Origin of the sequence: Curtobacterium sp. MCPF17_001 (assembly GCF_003234615.1) — a bacterium.
In the GTDB taxonomy this organism is placed as follows: domain Bacteria; phylum Actinomycetota; class Actinomycetes; order Actinomycetales; family Microbacteriaceae; genus Curtobacterium.
Genome location: NZ_QKSL01000002.1, coordinates 46,749 through 71,206, shown reverse-complemented (window position 1 = coordinate 71,206; position 24,458 = coordinate 46,749). Strand labels below are relative to the sequence as shown.

Here is a 24,458-nt window from a genome sequence, read left to right as displayed (position 1 = left end):
CAAGTTGCCTTACTGTAATCATCAGTACAGCACCACTCGCTCCACCTCCCCGAAGACGGACAACGCACCCCACGGGTGCACAGAAGCGAAGAGGCAACGATGAGACAACGGAATCGGGCGGCCCTGGCCGCGGTGACGGCGGCAGCGGCCCTGGTCCTCGCGGGCTGCAGCGCCGGCGGCTCGGCGGACACCGGCACCGCGGCCGGCGGCCACCCGAAGGGCGGTGTCTTGACGATGGCGCGGTCCGCCGACATCATCTCGATGGACAACACCACGACCTTCGACAACAACTCCATCCACGTGATGCAGCAGATCATGGAACCGCTGTTCAACGTGAGTGCAGACGGCAAGAAGCTCGAGCCGTGGCTCGCCACCGGGTACGACGCGTCGGAGGACGGCAAGAAGTACACGATCCACCTCCGCAAGGGCGTCGAGTTCTCCAACGGGGACCCGATGACCGCGAAGGACGTCGTCTTCTCCATCGACGCCGACACCGCCACCGGGGCGTCCGGCTGGGGCTACATCAACGCGGCGATCGACAAGGTCAGCGCCGTCGACGACGAGACGGTCGAGATCGACCTGAAGTACGCGTGGGCACCGCTCATCGCCGACCTGTCCCTCTTCAGCAACGCGATCGTCCCGGCGGACTACGCGGGGGAGTCGAAGAAGGAGTTCTACACCCACCCCATCGGCACCGGACCGTTCGTTTGGGACTCGTGGAAGAAGGGCCAGTCGCTCAGCCTCACCGCCAACGACGACTACTGGCAGAAGGGCAAGCCGTACCTGGACGGCGTCAAGTGGACCGTCGTGCCGGACGCCAACACCCGGAAGCTCCAGGTGCAGGGCGGCCAGGTCGACATCGACGACACCCCGGACTGGTCGAGCCTCTCGTCGCTGAAGTCGGCATCGGGCGTCAACGCGGAGACGTTCAAGTCGACGCAGATCGACTACGTCGCCTTCAACCAGCAGCGCAAGCCCTTCGACGACGTGCACGTGCGCCGCGCGATCGCGTACGCACTCGACCGCAAGGCCATGGTCAAGGCCGTGCTGTTCGGCAACGGCACGACCGCGAACTCGCTGCTGTCGCCCGGTACGCCGTACTACGACGCGAAGGCGGACGGGCCGACGTACGACGTGAAGCAGGCGAAGGCCGAGCTGGCGAAGTCGTCGAAGCCGAACGGGTTCACGACGACGCTGCTCATCCGGTCGGGTGACCCGAACCAGACCTCCATCGCGCAGATCATGCAGTCCGAGCTCAAGGAGATCGGCATCACGATGCAGATCAAGCAGCTCGACCCGACGGCGAACAAGGAAGCCCGACTCGCCGGCGACTTCGACATGGCCTGGTCCGCCTGGACGATGGACATCCCGGACCCCGACGAGTGGACCTCGTTCGCCGTCGACCCCGAAGGCGGCTCGAACTCGGCCTTCACGCACTACGACAACCCGGACGTGCTCGCGATCAACAAGAAGGCACAGCAGGAGACCGACCCGGCCAAGCGGCAGGAGCTCTACTCCGAACTGCAGCAGAAGACCGGTGACGACGCCTTCCTGGCGTACCTCTACTACTCGCCCTACGTGTTCGCGACGACCGACAAGGTCAACGACTTCCACGTGACGCCCCTCGGCAACTACCAGCTCGAGGACGTCTCCAAGGCCAAGTAGGACCCGGTGGGGTCCGGCCCGACGCCGGACCCCACCACCCCTCTCGGAAAGGCAGTCATGCTCCACCGGCTCCGGTTCATCCCCGGACGACTCCTGCAGGCCGTCCCGGTCGCGTTCGGCGTGACCATCATCGTCTTCTTCCTCTCCCACCTGCTGCCCGGCAACGCGGCGCTCGCACTCCTCGGCGAGCGCGCGACGAAAGCGAGCGTCGCGGCCCTGACCGAGCAGCTCGGTCTGGACAAGCCGCTCTGGGAGCAGTACTTCCGGTTCCTCGGGCAGATCGTGCACGGGAACCTCGGGACGAGCCTCACCTACCAGCTGCCCGTCGGGCAGCTGGTCCTCCAGGCGGTGCCGGTCACCCTGTCGCTGCTGGGGCTCGCGCTCGTGATGGCGCTGCTCATCAGCATCCCGCTCGCCTCCGTGGCGGCCAGTCGTCCGAACCGCGCCGGCGACCTGTTCGCCCGCGGGTTCACCCTGCTCGGGCAGGGCATGCCACAGTTCTGGGTCGGCATCATGCTCATCCTGCTGCTGGCCGTGAACGTGCGTGCCTTCCCGGTCGGTGGGTACGGCGACGGTGCCGGCGCCCACCTGTACTTCCTGTTCCTGCCGGCGTTGACGCTGGCGATCGCGATGTCGCCGACGATCATCCGCAGCCTCCGGGCGTCGATGATCGGGGTGCTCGAGTCCGAGTACGTCGGCACCGCGAAGTCGAAGGGCGCAGCCGGCCTGCCCCTGTTCCGGGACCACGTGCTGCGGAACGCCGCGATCCCGACGGTGTCGATCATCGGCGTGAACCTCGGCTACCTGGTCGGCGGGTCGCTCGTCATCGAGAAGGTCTTCGCGCTCCCCGGCCTCGGTTCCCTGATGGTGAACGCGATCTTCGCCCGTGACTTCCCGACGATCCAGGGCGTCACCCTGTTCGTCGCGATCTTCGTCGTCGTGGTCGGGATCCTGACCGACGTCGTCTACACGATGCTCGACCCGCGGGTCGACCTGGCCGGAGGCACCACCCCATGACCACCCCCACCGCCGCGCTCGTGGGCTTCAAGCAGCGCCGTCGCGCATCGCGCTCCCGGTCGCTCCGCGCCTGGTACCGCAACGGGTCCCTGATGGCGGGCATCGTCATCGTCGGCCTGCTGGTGCTCGTCGCCGTGCTGGCACCCGTCATCGCACCGTACGACCCGATCGCGCAGCACCTCGAGCAGGCGCTCGAGTCGCCGAGCGCCGCGCACTGGCTCGGCACCGACAAGTACGGCCGTGACGTGTTGTCCCGCCTGATCTGGGGCGCCCGGGTCGACCTGCGCGTCGGCTTCCTGGCCGTGCTCATCCCGTTCGTCGTCGGCAGCGTCGTCGGCGCGATCGCCGGGTACGTGGGCGGCATCGTCGACACGGTCCTGATGCGCATCGTCGACGTGTTCTTCGCGTTCCCCTTCTACGTCATGGTGATCGTGCTGGTGTTCGTCCTCGGCGCGGGGGAGACGAGCATCTACCTCGCCATCGCCGCGGTGTCGTGGGTCTCCTACGCCAAGATCGTCCGCGGCGAGGTGATCGTCGCCCGCCAGCAGGACTACGTCGTCGCCGCACGACTCGGCGGCATGTCCCACGCCCGGCTGCTCGTCCGCCACATCGCCCCGAACGTGATGAGCCAGGCCGTGATCTACGCGATGAGCGACATCGTGATGGACATCATGGCCATCGTCACCCTCGGCTACCTGGGGCTCGGCATCGAGCCGCCGACGGCGGAGTGGGGCTCGATGATCGTCGACGGGCAGGAGTTCATCACCACCCAGTGGCAGCAGACCACGATCCCCGGCCTGGTCGTCGTCGTCACGAGCCTCGGTCTCTCCTGGCTCGGCGACGGGATCAGCGACCTGCTCAGCCCGGACCGGAGGCGCTGACATGGAAGGAACGCACATGACCGCCGCACTGCTCGAGGTCGAGGACCTCACCATCGGCATCCGCCGCAAGGGCCGCGACGACGTCCGCATCGTCGAGGACCTCACGTTCGCCATCCAGCCCGGCGAGCGCTTCGGGATCGTCGGCGAGTCCGGCTCCGGCAAGTCCCTGACGCTCCGCGCGATCGCCGGGCTCCTGCCCAAGGGCGTCGAGGTGCTCTCCGGCGCGATCCGCTACAACGGCGAGGACCTCGGCGGCATGTCCGCCACCGCTCGGCGGAAGCTGATGGGCCCGCAGATCGCGATGGTGTTCCAGGAGCCGATGACGGCGCTCAACCCCGTCGTCCGCGTCGGTGAGCAGATCGCCGAAGGTCCGCGCCGGCACCTCGGGCTCTCGCGGGCTGCCGCTGCCGACCTGGCGGTCGAGATGATGCGTCGCACGGGCATCCCGGACCCGGCGCGCCGGGCACGGGCCTACCCGCACGAACTCTCCGGCGGGCTGCGACAGCGCATCATGATCGCGATGGCGTTGTCGTGTTCCCCGCGGCTGCTGCTGTGCGACGAGCCGACGACGGCGCTCGACGTGACGGTGCAGCACCAGGTCCTGCAGCTCGTCGAGGAACTCTGCGACGAGACGGGCACTGCGCTGGCGTTCGTCACGCACGACCTCGCCGTGGTGAACCAGACATGCACCGAACTCGCGGTGATGTACGCGGGGCACCGGGTCGAAGCGGGTCCGGTGAAGGACGTCTTCCGCGACCCGCGTCACCCGTACACGCGTGGGCTGCTCGAGTCGGCGCCGGACTTCGACGACCCGGACCGGGAGCTCGTGCCGATCCCCGGCTTCCCGCCGAACGTCGCGCAACGGCCGGACGGGTGCCCGTTCGCACCGCGCTGCCGGTTCGCGATCGACGCCTGCACGACGGCGATGCCCGCGCAGGAGGACGTCGGCCCCGGCCGTACCGCCGCCTGCATCCGCACGCACGAGATCGGCTCCGCCGCCCCCGGCGAACCGGTGGAGGTCCTGGCATGAGCCCGAACACCAGCACCGCGACCGCCCCGGTCCTCCGTGCCGAGGCCGTCACCAAGCGCTACCAGCTGCCCGTGACGGTCATCGACCGGATGCGCAAGGCAGCCCCCACCGCCCTGACCGCGCTCGACGGCATCGACCTGGAGCTCCGCCGCGGCGAGGTCCTCGCCCTGGTGGGGGAGTCCGGGTCCGGCAAGTCGACCCTGGCCAAGATCCTGGTCGGGAGCGTCACCGCCACCACTGGCACCCTCGACGCGGACGGCGAGCGAATGCCCGTCCACCGTGACAAGGACGCCTCACGCCGGATCCAGATGGTGTTCCAGGACCCGTACTCCTCGCTCAACCCGCGGATCTCGGTCGGCTCGATGCTCCGGGAACTCCTGCTCCTGCACCGCATCGTGCCGCGGAACGAGGTCCGCGCGGAGAGCATCCGGCTGCTCAACCTGGTGGGGCTCGAAGAGGACGCCCTCGACGCGTACCCGAGCCAGTTCTCCGGCGGCCAGCGACAGCGCATCGCGATCGCCCGCGCCATTGCGGTACGGCCCGACGTGCTCATCGCGGACGAGCCGGTGTCCGCCCTCGACGTCTCCGTGCAGGCGACGATCCTGGAGCTCTTCGCCCGGCTGCAGCGCGAGCTCGGCCTGAGCATCCTGTTCGTCGCGCACAACCTGGCCGTCGTCCAGCACCTCAGCCAGCGCGTCGCCGTGATGTACCTCGGCCGGATCGTGGAGGTCGCCGACACCGACGAGCTGTTCCGCAACCCGCGGCACCCGTACACCCGAGCGCTCATCGACTCCATCCCGCGCATGGGCGCGGAGAGCGTCACGACGCGGCTCGCGCTGCAGGGTGACCCGCCGAGCCCGTTCGACATCCCGTCCGGCTGCCGGTTCCACCCGCGCTGCCCCTACGCGGTCGACGCCTGCCGGACGACGGACCCGTCGCTCACGCCGGTCCCGCTGGTGCTCGGCACCCGGCCGGGAGGCACGACCACGGTCCCGACGTCGGCCGCCGACGTGCACACGCCTGATGCGCACGTCGCCGCCTGCATCCGCTCCGCGGAGCTCGGCGACGTCGACCCGCTCCACGAGCCCGCGATCGAACCCGACGATCCGGCACTGACCCGTCCCGACGTGCTCCTCGACCCCGAACGGGTCGTCGAGCCCGAAGCCAACCCGGTCGCACCAGCCGCCCCGGCCACCACGGCCGCGCACCACCAGGAGGAACCGTCCGCATGAAGATCTGGATCTCGTACGACATGGAGGGCGTCGCCGGCATCGTCGACTGGGACCAGTGCCGACCGGGCAGCGACGGCTACGCCCTGGGATGCGCACTGCTCCTCGACGAGGTGAACGCGGCCATCGAGGGTGCCGTCGCCGGCGGTGCCACCGAGGTGCTCCTCAACGACTCCCACAGCCGGATGTCGAACCTCGACCCGCGTGCCGTGGTGCACCCGGACAAGGTGCGCTTCATCACCGGCCGTCACAAGCCGATGTACATGATGCAGGGGCTCGACGACACCGTCGACGGAGCGTTCCTCATCGGCTACCACGGTTCGATCTCGGGGGAGCCGTCCACGATGTCGCACACCTACAACCCCGAGGTCTTCTCCGGTGCCCGCGTCAACGGCACGTGGGTGGGGGAGAGCGGGATCAACGCCCTCGTCACCGCCCACCACGGGGTGCCGATCGCCCTGGTCACCGGCGACGAGGTCACCTGGGACGAGACCGAGCCGTTCGCTCCGGACGCCGAGCACGTCGTGACGAAGACCTCGATCACCCGCGCCAGCGCGGACTCGCTGCACCCGACCGAGTCGTGCCGCCGGATCCGCGACGCCGCCGAACGCGCCGCACGTCGGGTCGGCGAGATGGCCAGCGCACCGATCACCGCCCCGGCCACCCTCGAGCTCGACCTGCAGACGGGCGACATGGCCGACGTCGCCACCTGGGTCGGCGGCGTCGACCGGACCGCCACCCGCACGGTCGCCATCCGCGGCGACGACCTGCTGTCGGTCTTCACCCGCTTCGTCGCCGTCAACTACATCACCCGACAGGCCGGAGGACGCTGATGCCCGAGGAGTCGATCGCCCCACCACGCGACACCGTCCTGTTCGACGTGCCCGCCGTCCGCGGCTGGTCGCTCGCCCTGCACGGCGGTGCCGGCGGCCGCATCCAGGAACTCGCCGCCGAGGAGCGCGAGCGCTTCGAGGCGGGCTTGACCCGCGCCTACCGGGCCGGTGAAGCGGTCCTCGACCAGGACGGCACCGCACTCGACGCGGTCTGCGCGACCGTCGAACAGCTCGAGGACGACCCGCTCTTCAACGCCGGGCGAGGCGCCGCCCTGACCACCGACGGCGAGGTGGAACTGGACGCGGCCGTGATGGACGGCCGGACCGGCCTGGCGGGGGCGATCGCAGCCTCCCGGCATGCCCGCAACCCCGTGCACCTGGCGCGCGCCGTCATGGAGCGGTCCGCCCACCTGCTCCTGGTCCACCCGACCCGCGCGCTCGTCGAGTCGTGGGGACTCGCCACCGCGGAGCAGGACCACTTCGTCACCGAGGCCCGGCAGGCGCAGCTCGCCCGCATCCTGGCGGACCGGCTCGTCGCACCGCGGCACGGGACCGTCGGGGCGGTGGCCCGGGACCGGAGCGGCTCGATCGCGGCGGCCACGTCCACCGGTGGCATGGCGAACCAGGAGGACGGCCGCGTCGGTGACTCGCCGATCATCGGCGCCGGCACCTACGCGCTCGACGGGTTCGCCGCGATCTCCTGCACGGGCGAGGGTGAGGCGTTCATCCGCGGGGTCGTGTCCTACGACATCGTCGCGCGGATGCGGTACGGCGGCAGTGTGCTGCCCGACGCCGTGGCCGCGACCATCCAGGAGGAGCTGACCGAGGAGCACGCCAGCGGCGGGCTCGTCGCGGTCGGGGCGGATGGCCGGATCGTCGTCGCGCACAACTCGCCGACGATGTTCGCGGCGTTCGACGACGGCAGCGGCCTGGTGCTCCGGACCTGACCCGGGCGGCGTTGGCCGACGCCCGGCCGCACCTGCCAGGCTCGTCCGCGAGCACCACGACCACCACCGACGACGAGGAGCCGGGATGCCCATCAACGACGAGGTCTTCGCCCGCATGGACGAGCTGAGCCCGGCGGAGCGCAAGGTCGCCCGCGCACTGCTGGCCGCATGGCCCACCTCCGGGACGGAGAGCGCCGCGAGCCTCGCCCGCACCGCCGGGACGAGCACGCCGACGGTCCTGAGGCTCGCGAGCCGCCTCGGGTTCGGCAGCTGGCCGGAATTCCAGGCACGGGTCCGTGACGAGATCGCCGACCACCTCAACAGCCCGCTCCGCCGCTCGCAGGAGGGCATCGCACTCGGCGACGGCGGCACGCTCGGCCGCGCCATCGCGGACCGCGTCGCGCTCGTGGAGTCGCTCGGCACGAGCGTCCCGCCGAGCGAGTTCGACCGGGCGGTCGCCGTGCTCGCCGACCGTCCCAAGCAGGTCGCGCTGCTGGGCGGGTACTTCAGCCGGTACTTCGCGATGGTGCTCGCCGCGCAACTCGACCAGATCCTGCCGAACGTCGACTTCGTGGCTGAACCGCTCGGCCACGACGTCGGCCGGTTCCTGCAGCTCGGCAAGGGCGGGGTCGTGGTCGTGATGGACTTCCGCCGGCACGAGCTCGTCGCACAGCAGGCGGCGGCCGCCGCGAAGCGCCAGGGTGCCACGGTGCTGCTCATCACCGACACGTCGCTGTCGCCCGTGGTCGAGAGTGCCGACATCGTGCTCCCGGTCACCGTCGACGGCATCCCGTTCGACTCGATGACGCCGCTGCTGGTGCTCATCGAGGCCCTGGTCGAGGGTGTGCTGCGCGCCGCCGGACCTCGCGGGCTGGAGCGGATGCGGCAGTGGGAGGAGTCGGTGCGGATCACGCGCGCCTCCCGTGCTGCCCATGCCGAGGAGGACGTCCGCGACGACACCGGACCCCGCGAGGTCGGAGCCGGGAACGTCGAGGCGCTCGCCCTGCCGGGCACCGAGGGGGCGCTGTGAGCGCCGCGCCGGCCGGGAGGCCCGTGGAGACCCTCGACGGTCGGGTCGCGGTCGTCACGGGAGCGGCCCAGGGCATCGGATCCGGCATCGCGGACCGGCTCGCCGCCGACGGTGCGCTCGTGCACCGGGTCGACCGTAGCGAGGTCGACCTCAGTGACACCGCGGCCACCGACGCGTGGTTCGCCGGGCTCGGCCCCGTCGACGTCCTGGTGAACGTCGCCGGTGGGGTCGTCGGCCAGACCCACACGCCGATCGACGAACTCAGCGACGAGGCGTGGGACGCCGTCCTGCACGCCAACCTGACGACCACACGGAACTGCACCCGCGCCGCGGTCCGGAGCATGAAGCCGCGGGGGTGGGGCCGGATCGTGATGATCGCCTCCGGAGCCGGGCGGAGCGTCAGCCTGACCGGCATCCAGGCCTACACCGCGGCGAAGGCCGCCCAGATCGGCTTCACCCGGCAGATGGCGCACGAACTCGGTCCGCACGGCATCACCGCGAACTGCATCGCACCGGGGTTCGTGCTCTCGAACCCGACCACGCAGGCGCAGTGGGACTCCTACGGACCCGAGGGGCAGCGTGCCCTGGTCGAACGGATCGCCGTCCGTCGCACCGGCACGCCGCACGACATCGCCCGCGCGGTGTCGTTCTTCGTCGCCCCGGACGCCGGCTGGGTGAGCGGACAGACGCTCTCCGTCGACGGCGGCCACTCGCTCTTCTGAGTCGGCTCCGCGAGCCTCCAGTCCGTCCTGTCCTGTTCCTGTCCGTCCTGTCCTGTTCCTGTTCGTCCCTGTTCCTGTCCTCTGGAGGACCCTTGACCACCGACACCGCCGCCAGACTGCACGCCCTCGGCGAGCGGTACTTCGTCGCGCAGCACACGTACGACCCGTACAACGCGACCCTGCTCGGGATCACGGAGTTCGACCACCTGCCGGGCGACCCGTCGCGGGCGGCGAGTGAGCGCGCAGCCGCCGAGCTCGACGCCGTGGCGCAGGACGCTGCGGCGCTGCCCGGGGAGGACCTCGACGACGCCGGCCGCACCGACCGCGACGTGCTCGTCGCGCTGGCCCGCGGGGCGGCGCACGACGCCCGGCACGCGCTCTGGGCAGCGAACGCCTCGGCCAAGGGCTACGTCAGCCGGCAGGGCCTCGTGTTCCAGGCCGTGCCCGCGATGACGGTCCCGGACCGTGCCGCGGCCGCCCGGTACACGTCCCGCCTGGCTGGGCTCGGCACGATGTTCGTCGCGCTGGGGGAGCGGTACGCCGACGAGGCCGCCGCCGGCCGTGTCCCGACGCGGATGGGTGTCCTGCACGCCGTGGAGCAGCTCGAGGGGTACCTGGGGCTGCCGCTCGCCCAGGACCCGCTGCTGGAGCCCGCCCGCACGGCGACGGTGGCGGAGGCGGCGTCGCTGGTCGCGCAGTCGGAAGAGCTCGTCGCGCAGTCCGTGCGCCCCGGGATGGCCGCGCTGGCCGAGGCGCTCCGTGCGCTGCTGCCGGTGGCCCGTGACGACGAGCACGTCGGCATCAGCGAGGTGCCCGGCGGGACCGAGGGCTACGTCGCCGCGGTCGCCCGGCACACCACGACCGACCTGACCCCGGACGAGGTGCACCGGATCGGGCTCGAGGAGCTCGAGGGCATCCGCGCCGAGGCCGCCGAGATCGGGGACCGGTTGTTCGGGCTGCGCGACTTCACCGCCATCGCCACGCGACTCCGCGACGACCCGGCGCTCCGGTTCGGCTCGAGCGAGGAGATCGTGGCTGTCGCGCACGACGCCCTCGCCCGTGCCGAGGCGGTGCGCGACCGGTACTTCCCCGCGGACGACATCACCGACTGCGCGATCGAACCGATCAACGAGGTCGACGCCGCGTCGAGTGCGCTCGGGTTCTACCGTCCGCCCGCTGTCGACGGCACCCGACCGGGCACCTTCTGCATCAACGCCAGTGCACCGGAGACGCACTACCGCTACGAGTACGAAGCCCTGACGTTCCACGAGTCGGTGCCCGGCCACCACATGCAGCTCGCGATGGCGCAACGCCTCGACATCCCGCGGTACCGCCGGCACCTGGACGTCGAGGCCTGCAGCTTCAACGAGGGCTGGGGGCTGTACTCCGAGCAGTTCGCCGACGACGCCGGCCTGTACTCGGACGACCTGTCGCGCCTCGGGATGCTCTCGATGCGGGCGGTCCGGGCCTGCCGACTGGTCGTCGACACCGGCATGCACGCGTTCGGCTGGTCCCGCGAGCGCGCCGTGCAGTTCATGCTCGACAACACCGCCACGACGGACGAACACGTCCGGAGCGAGGTCGACCGGTACATCGCCTGGCCGGGACAGGCCCTGGCGTACATGATCGGCCGACGCGAGATCCTCCGGCTCCGGACCGCTGCCCGGGAGTCGCTCGGTGAGACGTTCTCGATCCGGGACTTCCACGAGACGGTGCTCGGCAACGGCGCCGTCCCGCTCACCGTGCTGGCCGACGCCGTGACCCGCTGGCAGCAGCGGGTGCACAGCGCGTCCCACTGACCGCACCACCTCGAGAGGACCCCCGTGGACATCACGATCATCGGCGCCGGCGCGATCGGCGGCACCATCGGCGCACACATGGCGCGCGCCGGGCACGGCGTGCTGCTGTGCGACGCGGACGCCGACCACGTCGCCGCGATCAACGCCAACGGGCTGCACATCGAAGGACCCGTGGAGGACTTCACCGTCCAGGTCGACGCCGTCACGCCGGGGGAGTTGGCGGACCGTGCCGGTCCGGGGGGCGTGGGCGCGGCCGTCGTCGCGGTGAAGAGCCTGCACACCGCTGCCGCTGCGGAACTCGTGGCCCAGGTCCTCGCACCCGACGGGTACGTCCTGACGACGCAGAACGGGCTGACCGCCGACACCCTGTCCGGCGTGGTCGGTGCCGATCGCGTCGTGTCGAGCTTCATCAACGTCGGCGCGGACTACCTCGAACCCGGGCGGATCCTGCAGGGCAACATCGCCGCGTTCCGGATCGGCGAGCTCGCCGGGGGAGCGATCACGCCGCGGGTGGGTCTGCTCGCGGACGCGATGCCGTACGCGTTGCCGACGGAGAACGTCCTCGGGTACCTGTGGGGCAAGGAGGCCTACGGCGCGATGCTCTGGGCCGGGGCCGTCTCGGACCTGACGATCGCCGACTCGCTGTCGCTGCCCGCCTACCGTGAGCTGATGATCGCCGTCGCGCAGGAGGCCATCGACCAGGCACCCGTCCCGGTCGAGTCCTTCGACGGCTTCGTGCCCGACGACCTGCCCGGCTCCCTCGACCGCCTCGCCGCGTTCAACCGCCGCAGCGCGAAGGCCCGGTCCGGGATCTGGCGCGATCTCATGGTCCGGAAGCGCAAGACCGAGGTCGACGAGGTGCACAAGGACATCCAGGGCCCGGTGTTCGACCGGATCGTCGCCATGGTCCACGACGTCGAGGAGGGCCGCCGCACGTGCGAGCGCGCGAACCTCGACGAACTCGCGGCCTTCGTGCGGGACCTCCCCACCCACGTCTGAACTGGAGCCCTCCCATGCGCGCAGCGATCTACCAGGCCGCCGGCCACGTCACCGTCGAGGACGTCCCCGACGCCGCCTTGCACGACTCCACGGACGCCGTCGTCCGGGTCGTCCGGTCCTGCGTCTGCGGGTCCGACCTCTGGTCCTGGCGGGGCGTGATCCAGCGCCAGCCGGGGTCCCGCCTCGGGCACGAGTTCATCGGCGTCGTCGAGGAGGTCGGCCGGGACGTCCGGACCATCGCGGTCGGGGACCTCGTCGTCGCGCCGTTCCAGTGGTCCGACGGCACCTGCCCGGCCTGCCTCGACGGCATCCACACCCGCTGTGAGCACGGCGGCACCTTCGGTGCCCCGGGGACCGACGGGGGACAGGGGGAGGCGGTGCGCGTTCCCCTGGCCGATGGCACCCTCGTGGTCGTGCCGGGAGGCCCGTCCGCCGTCGACGACGGCCAGCTCGCGTCGCTGCTCGCCCTGACCGACGTCGCGGGCACCGGGCTCCACGGCGCCGTGCTCGCCGACGTGACTGCCGGTTCGACCGTCGCGGTGATCGGCGACGGCGCTGTCGGTCTGGCCGCGGTGCTCGGTGCACGCTCCGTCCTGGGTGCAGAGCGAGTGATCCTCATGAGCAGCCATGAAGACCGAGCCACTCTCGGGCGCTCGTACGGTGCGACGGACGTCGTCAGCGTGCGGGGCGACGAAGCCGTCGCGACCGTCCGCGAGATGACCGGGGGACTCGGCGTGCGGCACGTCGTCGAGGCCGTCGGGACGCCCGAGTCCTGGGCCACGGCGATCGGCATGGCCCGGGTCGGCGGGACGATCGGCGCGGTCGGCGTCCCGCACACCAGCCCGCAGCTCGGTATCTTCCAGCCGTTCGTGCAGCACCTGACGCTGCGGTTCGGCGTCGCGCCGGTCCGTCGGTACCTGCCGGACCTCGTCGCGCGGACGATGGCGGGCACGTACGATGCGGGCGCCGTGTTCGACCTGACGCTGCCGCTCGCGGACGTCGCCGAGGGGTACCGCGCGATGGACGAACGACGGAGCATCAAGGCGATGCTGGCGGGCTGACACGGGCGGCGCGTGCGATCTGGATGACCGCCGCACAACCGAAGCCCGCCGGAACCGTGGGATGCCGTGGTTCCGGCGGGCTTCCGTTGTGCGCAGCCGATCGGAGCCGTCCCGCACAGGGTTCAGGCGCCACGAACTCCGCGCCGATAATGCATATTATGTCAACTCAGTGAGCTCCGGTGGGGCAGAGCGCCGCTGACGACCGCGAGTGCACTCCCCTCGCACCCCTGTGGCACCCCACCCGCCAGGACGAGCACTCGGAGATCGTCATCGACCCGCAGTCCGGCAGCGCGACCAGCACACAGCAGCGTGACCAGCCTCCCGACCGTTCCGCGCCAGCAGGTGTTAGGTTGTGCGCAACATGATTGCACGCAGCAAGATCACCAGCGCGATCGGCACGTGCCTCACCGCGCACGGCGCGGCCGCGCTCGTCTCACAGCCGCTCGGGGCGCGCGCCCGCCGGATGGCGGACCGCGGCTTCGTCCCCGGCGTGCCGCACGCTGTCCTCGTCCCCCTGCTCGAGATCGCGACCGGTCCGCTGCTCGGCCGCGCCGGAGTCGTCGGTCCCGCCGCCGCTGCAGCAGCGACCGCCCTCGGTGCCGTCCGGGTCGGCACGGACCTCGAGGACAGCGCGGTCGGCGGCGGGACGGCTGCCGCTGCCGGCCTGACCATCGCCGGGCTGGCGGCCGTGGTCCGTTCCACCCGGGGTCGGCCGCGTGCCGGACTCCTCGGCGCGATCGGCGCTGTCGTCGTGTTCGAACTCGTCCGCAGGCATCGGGTGCTCCGGGCGCACTGACCCGAGCAACCGCCACTTCCCCCTCACCCTCCCCCACCACCGAAAGGCACCCGAACCGATGTCCCGTCGCCACTCCTCCCGCTCCTCCGCCCCCCGCACCGTCGTCCGCATCCTGCTCGGCGCGGCGATGACGTGGGCGGGCATCAGCCACCTCACGGTCGCTCGCGAGGAGTTCCGCGCCCAGGTCCCCGAGTTCGTGCCGCTCGACCCTGACGTCACCGTGCTGGCCTCCGGCATCGCGGAGATCTCCCTCGGCGCCGCGCTCATGCTGCTCGTCCGCCGTCAGGCGACCGTCGGCTGGGTCGCGGCGGTGTTCTTCACGGCGATCTTCCCGGGCAACATCGCCCAGTGGATGCACCACCGTGACGGCTTCGGGCTCGACACCGACACGAAGCGCTTCGTCCGCCTGCTGTTCCAGCCGGTGCTGATCGCCGTCGCGCTCTGGGCCACGAACGCGCTCCGCGGGCGCCGCTGACCCCGTCGGTGGGTGAGCGCGACCGAGCGCTGGGCTAGCCTCGTCGGCGATGACGACACGCACCCGGGTCACCCTCGGCCGCCGCGAGGACCTCGGAGCCGACTGCGCCAACTGCTTCGGCCTGTGCTGCGTCGCGCTGGCGTTCACCCGGTCGGTCGACTTCCCGGTCGACAAGGACGCCGGTGACCCGTGCGGGAACCTCGACCCCGCAGACGGCTGCACGATCCACCCACGCCTGCGGGCCGAGGGGTTCCGCGGCTGCACGGTCTTCGACTGCTCGGGTGCCGGGCAGAAGGTGTCCCGCCACACCTTCGCGGGCCGCTCCTGGCAGGACGACACGGCCACCCGGGACGCGATGTTCGCCGTCTTCCCGGTCGTCCGCCGACTCCACGAGCTGCTCCGCTACCTGGACGAAGCGATCACCATCACGCGCGACCAACATGCGGCTACCGAGCTGACGCAACGGTTCGACCGGGTCCGGGACCTGAGCGACGCCGACCCGGGCACGTTGCTGGACGTGGACGTGGACGCCGAGTACGACGCAGCGCGACCGCTCCTCCTCACCGCCAGCCGGCACGCCCGGGTCGGTGCCGCCGATGACCGAGGCAGCGCCGACCGAGCCGGGGACGACCGAGGCAGCGTCGACCGAGCCCGCGACGACCGCCGGATCGGGCGCGTGCGCGTCGGTCCCGGTGCGGACCTGCTCGGCGTCGACCTGCGGCGGGCGGACCTGCGCGGCGCGAGCCTCCGCGGTGCGCTCCTCATCGGTGCCGACCTCACCGGCGCGGACCTGCGCCGGTGCGAGTGCATCGGTGCGGACCTCCGTGACACCGACCTCTCCGGAGCCGACCTCCGCGGAGCCGTGTACCTGACGCAGATGCAGGTGAACGCCGCCCGCGGCGACGCGCGCACCCGCCTGGACGACGGGTTCCAGCGACCGTCCCACTGGGCGGGCTGACCGCCCTGACCGACGCCCTGACGGACGGGAGGCCCGTGGCGGTGTCGCCACGGGCCTCCCGTCCGTCAACCGGTCACGTCAGGACCGGCCGGTCTCGTCAGTACCAGCCGGTCACGTCAGGACCGACCGGTCTCGTCAGCACCAGCCGGTCACGTCAGTAGTCGACGCGCCCGTGCCGGTTGTGGAACTCCCCCGTCGGCCCGTCCGGACCGAGGAGCGCGAGCATGACCGTGGCGTCGGTCCCCTCGGTCACCGTCTGGTGGCCGGAGTGCCCGTTGAAGTCCGTCGCGGTGTAGCCCGGGTCGCTGACGTTCACACGGAACCCGGGCAGGTTCTTCGCGTACTGCACCGTGAGGGTGATGACCGCGGCCTTCGACGCCGCGTACGGGATGCTCGGCACGTGGAACTCGTCGTGGCCCGGGGTGCTGAGGAACCGCGGCCAGCCGACCCCGGACGCGACGTTGACGATGACGGGGTTCTCCGAGGCGCGCAGCAGCGGCAGTGCCGCCTGCGTCACCCGGACGATGCCGGTGACGTTGGCGTCGAGGACGGACGCCATCGCCTCCGCCGTCAGGTCGTCCACGCCGAACGAGGTCCCCAGGACGCCGGCGTTGTTGACGAGCACGTCGAGCGCGGGGATCGAGGCGAGGGCCTCGTCGATGCTGGACTGGTCGGTGACGTCGAGGCGGACGACGGTGGCGCCGAGGGCACGCACGGCGTCGGCGTCCTCCGGGTTCCGGACGCCGGCGTAGACGGTGTGGCCGGCCTCGATGAGGCGGCGGGCGGTCTCGAGTCCGAGGCTGCGGTTCGCCCCGGTGATGAGTGTGGTGGTCATGGGGACCATCGTGCTCGCTCCGCCCGCACTCCCCCAGGCCCCGCTCGACGTGCTGTCCCCCGGACCCTGGGACTGGCAGTACCACGGTCCGCTGGCCGAAACGCGCGAGGATGTGTGCATGAGCGAGTTCGCCGACGTCCTCCGGTCCTGGCGCGACCGGGTCACCCCAGCCGAGGTCGGCCTGCCCGCCGGCGCCGGACGACGCACCGCGGGCCTCCGACGTGAGGAACTGGCCGCCCTCGCCGGGGTCAGCGTCGACTACGTCGTGCGACTCGAACAGGGCCGTGCGACGAACCCGTCACCGCAGCTGCTCGCCGCTCTGGCCACCGCACTCCGCCTGACCGAGCAGGAGCGCGACCACCTGTTCCGCGTCGCCGGTGCCGCTCCCCCGACACATGGGCTCGTCCCCCGGCACATCACACCTGGCGTGCAGCGGATCGTCGACCGGTTGACGGACGTGCCGCTCGCCGTCTTCACGGCCAGCCACGACCTGCTGCACCGCAACGAGCTGTGGGCTGCCGCGACGGGGGACGTCGACCGGTGGCAGGGTCGTTCCGCGAACCTCGTCTGGCAGTTCTTCACCGACGGGCACGCCGGCGTGGAGTTCGACGACGAGCACGCCGAGGCGTTCGCGTCCGACCTCGCCGCCGACCTCCGCACCGCCCTCGGCCGCTACCCGGACGACCGGCGCCTCGCCGAGCTGGTGCGGGACCTGCGGGCGACGAGCCCGGAGTTCGAACGGCGCTGGGGCGAGGCGCGGATCGCCGAGCACCGGACCAGCCGGAAGACCCTGCAGACCCCGGTCGGTCCGATCGAGGTCGACTGCGACACCCTCTCGGTGCCGGGCAGCGACCTGCGGATCGTCGTCTACACGGTGGTGCCCGGCAGTGACGACGCTTCGCGACTGGACCTGTTGCGGGTCACGGGCCTCCAGCGCGTCTGACCGCCCGCGGAACGCAACGTCGGCGTCGCCGCGCAACGGAGTGATGCTGCGAGGAACCGCCCACGTTGCGGTCCGCGGGAGGGACTACTCGCCGAAGCCGGATCGGACCAGGTCCGCCAGCGCATCGACCGCGGCCCGGGCGTCCGGGCCGGACGCCACGATCGTCACCGTCGCACCCTTCGGCAGCGCGAGCGCCATGATCGCCAGGAGGCTCTTCGCGTCGACCCCGTTCACCCGGACCGAGGCGTCGTGCTTCGCCGCCGTCTTCACGAACTCCGCAGCGGGACGGGCGTGCAGGCCCGACGCGTTGACGAGCTCGACGGTGGCGGTCGCGTTGGTCCCGTCGGCCGCACCGGCGTCGGAGACCGTCGGCGTGCCTCCCGGGAGGCCCGTGGCCGCGTCGTCCGCGCCGGCGCCGGTCCCGGCCGTGGTCCCGGATGCGCTCGCAGCAGCCGCGAGGACCGCGTCGACGTCGCCCCCGGTCTGGGCGGCGACGGCCGCCGCGACGGTCCCCTCGACGACCGGGGCGTCCGAGACGTGCACGCGGGCACGCAGCTCGTCGTCCAGGAAGTCGAGCGCCGTGTCCGTCGTCAGGTAGGCCGATCCGAGGTCGCACAGCACGACCACGCCGTCGGTCCCGGCGAGTTGTTCGATGCCGGCGGTGATCGCCTCGAACGAGGTGCCGATGCCGCCTTCGTCGGTCCCACCGGCCGCGACGAGCTGCACGTCGCCGGCCATCTGTCGTGCGATGTCCACCGTGCCCTGCGCGACGGCGGCGCTGTGCGAGACGACCAGGATGCCGACGCTCATGCCGCGTCCACGGCGGCACGGAGGACGTAGGCGCTCGACTGGGCACCGGGGTCACGGTGCCCGACCGCGCGGTCGCCGAGGTAGCTCGCGCGTCCCTTCCGGGCGACCAGCTCGTCGGTCGATGCGGCACCGGTCGCTGCTGCGTCGGCCGCGGCCGCGAGCACCCGTTGCGGGGTCTCCCCCGCGGCGGCGGCTGCGGCTGCGGCGTCGACGGCCGGCGTCCACGCGTCGATCATCGTCTTGTCGCCGACCTCGGCCTTGCCGCGGGAGACGACGCCGTCGCGGGCTGCGGTCAGGACGGCGACCAGCGTGTCGGCGTCGAGTTCGGTGGCATCACCTGCCGCCTGGGCCGCCTTGAGGTACGCCGTGCCGAACAGCGGACCGGCCGCGCCGCCCACGGTGGAGATGAGCTTCGTCGCGACGAGCTTGAACACCGCACCCGGCGTCTCGGGATCCGCGTCGTCGAGCGCGACGACCACCGCGCGGAACCCCCGGTCGAGGTTCTCACCGTGGTCGCCGTCGCCGATCTCGCGGTCGAGCGTGATCAGCTCCGCCCGGTGCTCGTCGATGGTGGCGGCGGTGCGGCGGACCCAGTCGATGGCCCAGGCGGTGTCGAGCGACAAGGTGTGTCCCTTCGTGCGGCCGACCGGCTGGTCGGCGTCGTGAGCGGAGTCGTGGTGCGGTGTCAGCGTCCCCAGTGGAGCGACGGCGTCTCCACCGGCGCGTCCCAGAGTGCCGTGAGGTCCTCGTCGAGCACCGTGACGGTGAGCGAGAACCCCTGCATCTCGAGGGAGGTGACGTAGTTGCCGACCAGGCTACGCGCGACGGTGTAGCCACGATCCGAGAGGACCTCGGCGGCGCGTCGGTAGGCGATGTAGAGCTCGGACTGCGGGGTCCCGCCCATGCCGTTGACGAGCAGGAGCAGCTGCGCCCCGGCCGGTGCGTGCAGGTCGGTCAGGATCGGCTCGAGCACCCGGTCGACCAGTTCGTCCGCCGGCGCCATCGGGATCCGCTCCCGGCCGGGCTCGCCGTGGATGCCGATGCCGAGCTCGGCTTCGTCATCGGCCAGCGTGAAGGACGGCTCGCCGGCGTGCGGGACGGTCCCGGAGGCCAGCGCGAGCCCCATGGACCGCGTCACCTCGTTGACGCGGCGGGCCACGGCCGCGACGGCGTCCAGATCGTCGCCACGTTCGGCGGCGGCGCCCGCGCACTTCTCCACCACGACGGTGCCCGCGACCCCGCGGCGACCGGCGGTGAACAGCGAGTCCTGCACGGCGACGTCGTCGTCCACCACGACGCTCTCGACCCGGACGTCGTCCATCGCGGCGAGCTCGGCGGCGGTCTCGAAGTTCAGGACGTCCCCGGTGTAGTTCTTCACGATGTGCAGGACGCCCGCTCCCCCGTCGACGGCCTTGGTGGCGGCGACGATCGGGTCGGGCGTCGGGCTGGTGAACACGGGGCCCGGGACGGCGGCGTCGAGCATGCCGTACCCGACGAAGCCGGCGTGCAGGGGCTCGTGTCCGCTGCCGCCACCGCTGACGATGCCGACCTTGCCCGCCAACGGGGCATCACGGCGGTACAGGTGGACCGGGTCCTCGACGAGCACGACATGTTCGGCGTGGGCGAGGGCGAACCCCCGGACGGTCTCGATGACGACGTCCTGCGGGTCGTTGATGAGCTTCTTCATGCTGCGCCTCCGGGAGTGTGACGAGGGTGTGCCACGAGTACGACACGGATGTCCGGCACCGGTCCATCGCCTGCACACCGCCGACGTCGTCCGGAGTCGGGCTCACTGTACCGCCGTGAGGTGTCCTCGCCAGGGGCAGTCGCGGGCACGTGTGCCGCCGTTCTGCACGTTCGTGCACCGGCCCCACCCTCCGACCCGGTCGCCGCGTCTCCCGGCATCCATGACCCGTGCACGTCCGTTCACTTTGACGGGATTGCGGTTCGAGTCCATCGCCCTCCGGAAATTCCCAGCACTAAGCTCGGGCTCAATCACTCGACGGGGAGTGCCGGTGCTCAGCCGGGGTCCCCGACCACAGCAAATCGGAGGTACCGGTGGACGACATCGGCGTCAAATTCCTGTCTGAGCTCGTCGGCACGGCGATGCTCATCATCCTGGGTGGCGGCGTGGTCGCCGCGGTCTCGCTCACGAAGTCCAAGGGCTTCGGCGCAGGCTTCCTCATGGTCACGATCGGTTGGGGCTTCGCGGTCTTCGCCGGCGTCACCGTGTCGTACAAGTCCGGTGGACAGCTGAACCCGGCGGTCAGCCTCGCGCAGGCCATCATCGGCAACATCTCGGTCGGCGAGATGTTCCTCTTCTGGCTCGCGCAGCTCATCGGCGCGATCATCGGTGCCGTCATCGTCTGGCTCGCCTACAAGCAGCACTTCGACGAGGAGCCCGACGCCGCGGCGAAGCTCGGCGTCTTCTCCACCGGTCCCGCGATCCGCAACTACGCGTGGAACCTGGTGACCGAGATCATCGGCACCTTCGTCCTCGTGTTCGTGGTCCTCGCCTTCACGAACGGCAAGACCCCGTCCGAACTCGGCGCCATCCCGGTCGCGTTCCTCGTGATCGCGATCGGTGTCTCGCTCGGTGGCCCCACCGGCTACGCGATCAACCCGGCACGTGACCTCGGCCCGCGCATCGCGCACGCCCTCCTGCCGATCAAGGGCAAGGGCACCAGCGACTGGTCCTACGCCTGGGTCCCGGTCGTCGGCCCGCTCGTCGGTGGTGCACTCGCCGCGATCCTCTCCGGCGCGCTGCTCCCGATGGCGTAGTCACCGGGCCACCAGCACCACCAGCACCACCGACGCGGCCGCCACGCTGCACCTCCCTCGTGGCGGCCGCGTCCCGCCACCCGCGCGGCCGCCCCGCGCTGCACCACCCGAACACCCGCGGCCGGGTCGACCCGTCCCGTCCGCAGCACCGAACACCGTCGTAAGGAGCACCAATGGCCGACTACATCGTCGCCATCGACCAGGGAACCACCAGCACGCGAGCGATCGTCTTCGACCACTCCGGTTCGATCGTCTCCGTCGGTCAGAAGGAACACGAGCAGATCTTCCCGCGCGCCGGATGGGTCGAGCACGACCCGGCGGAGATCTGGGACAACACCCGTGAGGTCATCGGCCAGGCCCTCTCCCGTGCCGACATCACCCGTCACGACGTCGCAGCGGTCGGCATCACGAACCAGCGCGAGACCGCGGTCGTCTGGGACAAGACCACCGGCAAGGCCGTCTACAACGCCATCGTCTGGCAGGACACCCGCACGCAGTCGATCGTCGACAAGCTCGCCGACGGCGACACCGACCGCTACAAGGCCATCGTCGGCCTGCCCCTGGCGACCTACTTCTCCGGCACGAAGATCGCCTGGATCCTCGAGAACGTCGAGGGTGCACGCGAGAAGGCCGAGGCCGGCGACCTGCTCTTCGGCACCACCGACACCTGGGTCCTCTGGAACCTGACCGGTGGCACCGACGGCGGCGTCCACAAGACCGACGTCACGAACGCCTCGCGCACCCTGTTCATGGACCTCGAGACGCTGCAGTGGCGCGACGACATCCTCGCCGACTTCGGCGTCCCGAAGTCGATGCTCCCGGAGATCGTCAGCTCCTCCGAGGTCTACGGCCACGTCGAGTCCTCGAGCCTCCTCCGCGAGGTCCCGATCGCCGGCATCCTCGGCGACCAGCAGGCCGCCACCTTCGGGCAGGCCGCGTTCGACCAGGGCGAGTCGAAGAACACCTACGGCACCGGTAACTTCCTCATCTTCAACACCGGCACCGACATCGTCCGCTCCGAGAACGGGCTGCTCACCACCGTCGGCTACAAGCTCGGCGACCAGGAGACGCACTACGCCCTCGAGGGGTCGATCGCCGTCACGGGCTCGCTCATCCAGTGGCTCCGCGACAACCTGGGCATCATCGGCAGCGCGCCCGAGGTCGAGACCCTCGCCACGACGGTCGAGGACAACGGCGGCGTCTACTTCGTCCCGGCCTTCTCGGGTCTCTTCGCGCCGTACTGGCGTCCGGACGCCCGCGGCGCGCTCGTCGGCCTCACCCGGTACGTCAACAAGGGGCACATCGCCCGGGCGGCCCTCGAGGCGACGGCACTCCAGACCCGCGAGGTCCTGGACGCCGTCAACGCCGACTCCGGCGTCGAGCTCACGGAGCTCAAGGTCGACGGCGGCATGACCGCCAACGACGCGCTCATGCAGTTCCAGGCCGACATCCTCGACGTCCCCGTGGTCCGCCCGGTGGTCGCCGAGACCACGGCGCTCGGTGCCGCCTACGCCGCCGGCCTGGCCGTCGGGTTCTGGGCGAACCTCGACGAGCTCCGTGCCAACTGGCAGGAGGACAAGCGCTGGGAGCCCCAGCTCGACGCCGCCGAGCGCGAGCGCACCCTCCGCCTCTGGAAGAAGGCCGTCACGAAGACCTTCGACTGGGTCGACGAGGACGTCCGCTGACGCGGGTCGCCTGACCGCTCCAGACGGGAGGCCCGTACCGGTTCCGCAGAACCGGTACGGGCCTCCCGTCTGTTGCGTGTGCCTGCCTGTGTGCCTTCCGCCGAGACGCCTCGGTGTCCGTGAGACGCCGCCGCAACCGGCGGTGTCCGGGTACTCGGCGGCGTCCCGCGTCGCCGCCGACGTCTCAGGCCGGGTCGGAGGCGGGGGCCACGCCGACCCACTCGTCCAGTTTGCGCATGGCGGCGCCGGAGTCGATCGATCCCGACGCGACGACCAGCTGCTCGCGGAAGCGCTGCAGGATCGGACGGTCGGCCTCGGTCGGGTCCTGCGCGAGACGGAAGGACACCAGTCCGGCCGCCGCGTTCAGCAGGACGATGTCGCGCACCGGTCCGGTCTCGCCGGCCAGCACCGTCCGGACGATCGCCGCGTTCTCCGCCGGCTCGCCGCCGAGCAGGTCCTCGATCCGGGCGCGGGCGATGCCCAGGTCGCGCGGGTCCAGGTCGTGCTCCGTGATGCGCCCGCCGGACACCTCCCAAATGTGGCTGTGGCCGGTGGTGGTGAGTTCGTCGAGGCCGTCGTCGCCGCGGAACACGAGCGCGGTCGCACCCCGGGTCTGGAACACGCCGGTGATGATCGGCACGAGTTCGAGCTGCGCCACGCCCACGGCGTTCGCCTCGCAGCGCGCCGGGTTGACCAGCGGGCCGAGGAAGTTGAACACCGTCGGCACGCCGATCTCGCGGCGGGCCGGGCCTGCGTGGGCGAATCCGGGGTGGAACGCGCTGGCGAACGCGAAGGTCAGACCGACACGCCGGAAGGTCTCCGCGACACGCGCGGCGTCCATCGTGAGGTCGAGGCCGAGGGCGGCGAGCACGTCACTCGACCCGGACTTGGACGAGCTCGCCCGGTTGCCGTGCTTCACGACGGGCACACCCGCCGCGGCGATGACGATCGCGGCCATGGTCGAGATGTTGACGGTGCCGACGACGTCCCCGCCCGTGCCGACGATGTCGAGGGCCATCGGGTCGACGTCGAGCGGCACGGCGGCGTCGAGGATCGCGTCGCGGAAACCGACGACCTCGTCGACCGTTTCGCCCTTCGCGCGGAGGGCCACGGCGAAGGCGGCGATCTGGGCGGAGGTCGCCTCGCCCTGCACGATCTGCTCCATGGCCCATGTGGACTGCCTGATCGAGAGGTCCTCGCGCGCCATGAGCGCGCTGATCACCGAGGGCCAGGAGAGTGCGTCAGACATGGCTCGATCGTACTGATTCTGGAGGACCCGCCAGTTGCCTGCGAAAACACTGTCGGGGGTTTCCGCCATAATGGAAGACGTGACAAGCACCCCTCTCTCCAGATCCGTCAGCGGTCCGGTCCTGAACAGGCCGAACCCCGTTGCCGTGGGGACGATCGTGTGGCTGGGCAGCGAGGTCATGTTCTTCGCCGGCCTGTTCGCGATCTACTTCACGCTGCGAAGCACCTCCCCCGAGCTCTGGGCAACCGAGAGCGCCAAGCTCGAGGTGCCGTTCGCATCGGTGAACACCATCGTCCTGGTGCTGTCGAGCTTCGCCTGCCAGTTCGCGGTCTTCGCCGCCGAGCGGTTCCAGGTGCACCGCACCAGCTGGAACCCCAAGGACTGGGGCATGACGGAGTGGTTCTTCGTCACCTACTGCATGGGCGCGATCTTCGTCTGTGGGCAGATCTTCGAGTACGCCAACCTCTGGCATGAGGGCATGACGCTCTCCTCGAGCGCCTACGGCTCCGCCTTCTACATGACCACCGGCTTCCACGGTCTGCACGTGACCGGCGGTCTCATCGCCTTCCTCCTCACGCTCGGGCGTGGGTTCGCCGCGAAGAACTTCGGGCACAAGGAAGCCACCACCGCGATCGTGGTGTCGTACTACTGGCACTTCGTCGACGTCGTGTGGATCGGTCTCTTCGCCGTCATCTACCTCCTCAAGTGAGAAT

General features: G+C 71.0%; 24 protein-coding genes. 19 read left to right on the top strand and 5 right to left on the bottom strand.

The genetic code is table 11. From position 1 onward, the window contains the following. Nucleotides 1–99: 99 nt before the first annotated feature. The 15 genes from DEJ24_RS02470 (at nt 100) to DEJ24_RS02400 (ending at nt 15,442) form a co-directional block, all read left to right on the top strand. On the top strand, nt 100–1,665 hold the full coding sequence (locus DEJ24_RS02470) for an ABC transporter substrate-binding protein (protein ID WP_111077160.1): 1,566 nt from the start codon (nt 100–102) through the stop codon (nt 1,663–1,665). Nucleotides 1,666–1,722: 57 nt separating this feature from the next. After that, the gene (locus DEJ24_RS02465; protein WP_111077159.1) at nt 1,723–2,682 is read left to right on the top strand and encodes an ABC transporter permease; all 960 of its coding nucleotides are present in this window, start codon (nt 1,723–1,725) and stop codon (nt 2,680–2,682) included. Continuing rightward, the gene (locus DEJ24_RS02460) at nt 2,679–3,563 is read left to right on the top strand and encodes an ABC transporter permease (protein ID WP_111077158.1); all 885 of its coding nucleotides are present in this window, start codon (nt 2,679–2,681) and stop codon (nt 3,561–3,563) included. The genes DEJ24_RS02465 and DEJ24_RS02460 overlap by 4 nt, the downstream gene beginning before the upstream one ends. A gap of 16 nt (nt 3,564–3,579) precedes the next feature. Next, the gene (locus DEJ24_RS02455) at nt 3,580–4,593 is read left to right on the top strand and encodes an ABC transporter ATP-binding protein (RefSeq protein WP_220036688.1); all 1,014 of its coding nucleotides are present in this window, start codon (nt 3,580–3,582) and stop codon (nt 4,591–4,593) included. Next, complete coding sequence (locus DEJ24_RS02450; RefSeq protein ID WP_111077156.1) at nt 4,590–5,825, top strand: ABC transporter ATP-binding protein; 1,236 nt, start codon at nt 4,590–4,592, stop codon at nt 5,823–5,825. The genes DEJ24_RS02455 and DEJ24_RS02450 overlap by 4 nt, the downstream gene beginning before the upstream one ends. Beyond that, the gene (locus DEJ24_RS02445) at nt 5,822–6,655 is read left to right on the top strand and encodes a M55 family metallopeptidase (protein WP_111077155.1); all 834 of its coding nucleotides are present in this window, start codon (nt 5,822–5,824) and stop codon (nt 6,653–6,655) included. The genes DEJ24_RS02450 and DEJ24_RS02445 overlap by 4 nt, the downstream gene beginning before the upstream one ends. Then, on the top strand, nt 6,655–7,602 hold the full coding sequence (locus DEJ24_RS02440) for an isoaspartyl peptidase/L-asparaginase family protein (protein ID WP_111077154.1): 948 nt from the start codon (nt 6,655–6,657) through the stop codon (nt 7,600–7,602). The genes DEJ24_RS02445 and DEJ24_RS02440 overlap by 1 nt, the downstream gene beginning before the upstream one ends. A gap of 85 nt (nt 7,603–7,687) precedes the next feature. Then, entirely contained in the window at nt 7,688–8,632 is a 945-nt protein-coding gene (locus tag DEJ24_RS02435; protein WP_181432803.1) for a MurR/RpiR family transcriptional regulator, read from the top strand. Continuing rightward, nucleotides 8,629–9,354 carry an SDR family NAD(P)-dependent oxidoreductase gene (locus tag DEJ24_RS02430; RefSeq protein WP_220033998.1) on the top strand — a complete coding sequence of 242 codons (726 nt, stop codon included), beginning with the start codon at nt 8,629–8,631 and terminating at the stop codon, nt 9,352–9,354. Before DEJ24_RS02435 ends, DEJ24_RS02430 begins: the two co-directional genes overlap by 4 nt. A gap of 92 nt (nt 9,355–9,446) precedes the next feature. Beyond that, the gene (locus DEJ24_RS02425) at nt 9,447–11,153 is read left to right on the top strand and encodes a DUF885 family protein (RefSeq protein WP_181432802.1); all 1,707 of its coding nucleotides are present in this window, start codon (nt 9,447–9,449) and stop codon (nt 11,151–11,153) included. 24 nt (nt 11,154–11,177) lie between these two features. Next, nucleotides 11,178–12,152: a ketopantoate reductase family protein gene (locus tag DEJ24_RS02420; protein ID WP_111077151.1), complete on the top strand. Its 975-nt coding sequence runs from the start codon at nt 11,178–11,180 to the stop codon at nt 12,150–12,152. Nucleotides 12,153–12,166: 14 nt separating this feature from the next. Beyond that, nucleotides 12,167–13,213 (top strand): zinc-binding dehydrogenase, encoded by a 1,047-nt coding sequence (locus DEJ24_RS02415; protein WP_111077150.1) that lies wholly within the window; start codon nt 12,167–12,169, stop codon nt 13,211–13,213. A 361-nt stretch (nt 13,214–13,574) separates the two neighbouring features. After that, on the top strand, nt 13,575–14,009 hold the full coding sequence (locus tag DEJ24_RS02410) for a hypothetical protein (RefSeq protein WP_146242505.1): 435 nt from the start codon (nt 13,575–13,577) through the stop codon (nt 14,007–14,009). A 58-nt stretch (nt 14,010–14,067) separates the two neighbouring features. Continuing rightward, nucleotides 14,068–14,484, top strand: a complete 417-nt coding sequence (locus DEJ24_RS02405) for a MauE/DoxX family redox-associated membrane protein (RefSeq protein ID WP_111077148.1) — start codon at nt 14,068–14,070, stop codon at nt 14,482–14,484. A gap of 49 nt (nt 14,485–14,533) precedes the next feature. Next, nucleotides 14,534–15,442 (top strand): pentapeptide repeat-containing protein, encoded by a 909-nt coding sequence (locus DEJ24_RS02400; protein ID WP_111077147.1) that lies wholly within the window; start codon nt 14,534–14,536, stop codon nt 15,440–15,442. Between the two features lie 154 nt (nt 15,443–15,596). Here DEJ24_RS02400 and DEJ24_RS02395 read toward each other — a convergent pair whose 3' ends face one another. Beyond that, entirely contained in the window at nt 15,597–16,277 is a 681-nt protein-coding gene (locus DEJ24_RS02395) for an SDR family NAD(P)-dependent oxidoreductase (protein WP_111077146.1), read from the bottom strand. Between the two features lie 118 nt (nt 16,278–16,395). On the opposite strand from DEJ24_RS02395, the gene DEJ24_RS02390 reads away from it, so the two are divergent. Next, nucleotides 16,396–17,220, top strand: a complete 825-nt coding sequence (locus DEJ24_RS02390) for a helix-turn-helix domain-containing protein (RefSeq protein ID WP_111077341.1) — start codon at nt 16,396–16,398, stop codon at nt 17,218–17,220. Between the two features lie 84 nt (nt 17,221–17,304). Here DEJ24_RS02390 and dhaM read toward each other — a convergent pair whose 3' ends face one another. The 3 genes from dhaM to dhaK form a co-directional block, all read right to left on the bottom strand. Next, entirely contained in the window at nt 17,305–18,030 is a 726-nt protein-coding gene (gene dhaM, locus DEJ24_RS02385; RefSeq protein WP_111077145.1) for a dihydroxyacetone kinase phosphoryl donor subunit DhaM, read from the bottom strand. Beyond that, nucleotides 18,027–18,653: a dihydroxyacetone kinase subunit DhaL gene (gene dhaL / locus DEJ24_RS02380; RefSeq protein ID WP_111077144.1), complete on the bottom strand. Its 627-nt coding sequence runs from the start codon at nt 18,651–18,653 to the stop codon at nt 18,027–18,029. The genes dhaM and dhaL overlap by 4 nt, the downstream gene beginning before the upstream one ends. A 62-nt stretch (nt 18,654–18,715) precedes the next feature. Beyond that, nucleotides 18,716–19,717, bottom strand: coding sequence for a dihydroxyacetone kinase subunit DhaK (gene dhaK, locus DEJ24_RS02375; RefSeq protein WP_111077143.1), 1,002 nt, complete (start codon nt 19,715–19,717; stop codon nt 18,716–18,718). Nucleotides 19,718–20,088: 371 nt separating this feature from the next. On the opposite strand from dhaK, the gene DEJ24_RS02370 reads away from it, so the two are divergent. Further along, complete coding sequence (locus DEJ24_RS02370; protein WP_111077142.1) at nt 20,089–20,811, top strand: MIP/aquaporin family protein; 723 nt, start codon at nt 20,089–20,091, stop codon at nt 20,809–20,811. A 173-nt stretch (nt 20,812–20,984) separates the two neighbouring features. Then, on the top strand, nt 20,985–22,496 hold the full coding sequence (gene glpK / locus DEJ24_RS02365) for a glycerol kinase GlpK (RefSeq protein WP_111077141.1): 1,512 nt from the start codon (nt 20,985–20,987) through the stop codon (nt 22,494–22,496). Between the two features lie 184 nt (nt 22,497–22,680). Here glpK and trpD read toward each other — a convergent pair whose 3' ends face one another. Continuing rightward, a complete protein-coding gene (trpD, locus tag DEJ24_RS02360; protein ID WP_111077140.1) occupies nt 22,681–23,745 on the bottom strand; it encodes an anthranilate phosphoribosyltransferase in 1,065 nt (354 codons plus the stop codon). A 70-nt stretch (nt 23,746–23,815) separates the two neighbouring features. Here trpD and DEJ24_RS02355 point away from each other — a divergent pair, with 70 nt between their 5' ends. Beyond that, the gene (locus DEJ24_RS02355) at nt 23,816–24,454 is read left to right on the top strand and encodes a heme-copper oxidase subunit III (RefSeq protein ID WP_110902297.1); all 639 of its coding nucleotides are present in this window, start codon (nt 23,816–23,818) and stop codon (nt 24,452–24,454) included. Nucleotides 24,455–24,458 lie beyond the last annotated feature (4 nt).

Bases quoted from the DNA above. Each gene is read 5' to 3' on its own strand.
- dhaK (WP_111077143.1), bottom strand. From the start codon at position 19,717: ATGAAGAAGCTCATCAACGACCCGCAGGACGTCGTCATCGAGACCGTC.
- DEJ24_RS02435 (WP_181432803.1), top strand. From the start codon at position 7,688: ATGCCCATCAACGACGAGGTCTTCGCCCGCATGGACGAGCTGAGCCCG.
- DEJ24_RS02410 (WP_146242505.1), top strand. From the start codon at position 13,575: ATGATTGCACGCAGCAAGATCACCAGCGCGATCGGCACGTGCCTCACC.
- DEJ24_RS02400 (WP_111077147.1), top strand. From the start codon at position 14,534: ATGACGACACGCACCCGGGTCACCCTCGGCCGCCGCGAGGACCTCGGA.
- DEJ24_RS02450 (WP_111077156.1), top strand. From the start codon at position 4,590: ATGAGCCCGAACACCAGCACCGCGACCGCCCCGGTCCTCCGTGCCGAG.
- DEJ24_RS02445 (WP_111077155.1), top strand. From the start codon at position 5,822: ATGAAGATCTGGATCTCGTACGACATGGAGGGCGTCGCCGGCATCGTC.
- glpK (WP_111077141.1), top strand. From the start codon at position 20,985: ATGGCCGACTACATCGTCGCCATCGACCAGGGAACCACCAGCACGCGA.
- trpD (WP_111077140.1), bottom strand. From the start codon at position 23,745: ATGTCTGACGCACTCTCCTGGCCCTCGGTGATCAGCGCGCTCATGGCG.
- DEJ24_RS02455 (WP_220036688.1), top strand. From the start codon at position 3,580: ATGACCGCCGCACTGCTCGAGGTCGAGGACCTCACCATCGGCATCCGC.
- DEJ24_RS02470 (WP_111077160.1), top strand. From the start codon at position 100: ATGAGACAACGGAATCGGGCGGCCCTGGCCGCGGTGACGGCGGCAGCG.
- DEJ24_RS02465 (WP_111077159.1), top strand. From the start codon at position 1,723: ATGCTCCACCGGCTCCGGTTCATCCCCGGACGACTCCTGCAGGCCGTC.
- DEJ24_RS02440 (WP_111077154.1), top strand. From the start codon at position 6,655: ATGCCCGAGGAGTCGATCGCCCCACCACGCGACACCGTCCTGTTCGAC.
- DEJ24_RS02405 (WP_111077148.1), top strand. From the start codon at position 14,068: ATGTCCCGTCGCCACTCCTCCCGCTCCTCCGCCCCCCGCACCGTCGTC.
- DEJ24_RS02415 (WP_111077150.1), top strand. From the start codon at position 12,167: ATGCGCGCAGCGATCTACCAGGCCGCCGGCCACGTCACCGTCGAGGAC.
- DEJ24_RS02390 (WP_111077341.1), top strand. From the start codon at position 16,396: ATGAGCGAGTTCGCCGACGTCCTCCGGTCCTGGCGCGACCGGGTCACC.
- DEJ24_RS02460 (WP_111077158.1), top strand. From the start codon at position 2,679: ATGACCACCCCCACCGCCGCGCTCGTGGGCTTCAAGCAGCGCCGTCGC.
- dhaM (WP_111077145.1), bottom strand. From the start codon at position 18,030: ATGAGCGTCGGCATCCTGGTCGTCTCGCACAGCGCCGCCGTCGCGCAG.
- DEJ24_RS02395 (WP_111077146.1), bottom strand. From the start codon at position 16,277: ATGACCACCACACTCATCACCGGGGCGAACCGCAGCCTCGGACTCGAG.
- DEJ24_RS02355 (WP_110902297.1), top strand. From the start codon at position 23,816: ATGGAAGACGTGACAAGCACCCCTCTCTCCAGATCCGTCAGCGGTCCG.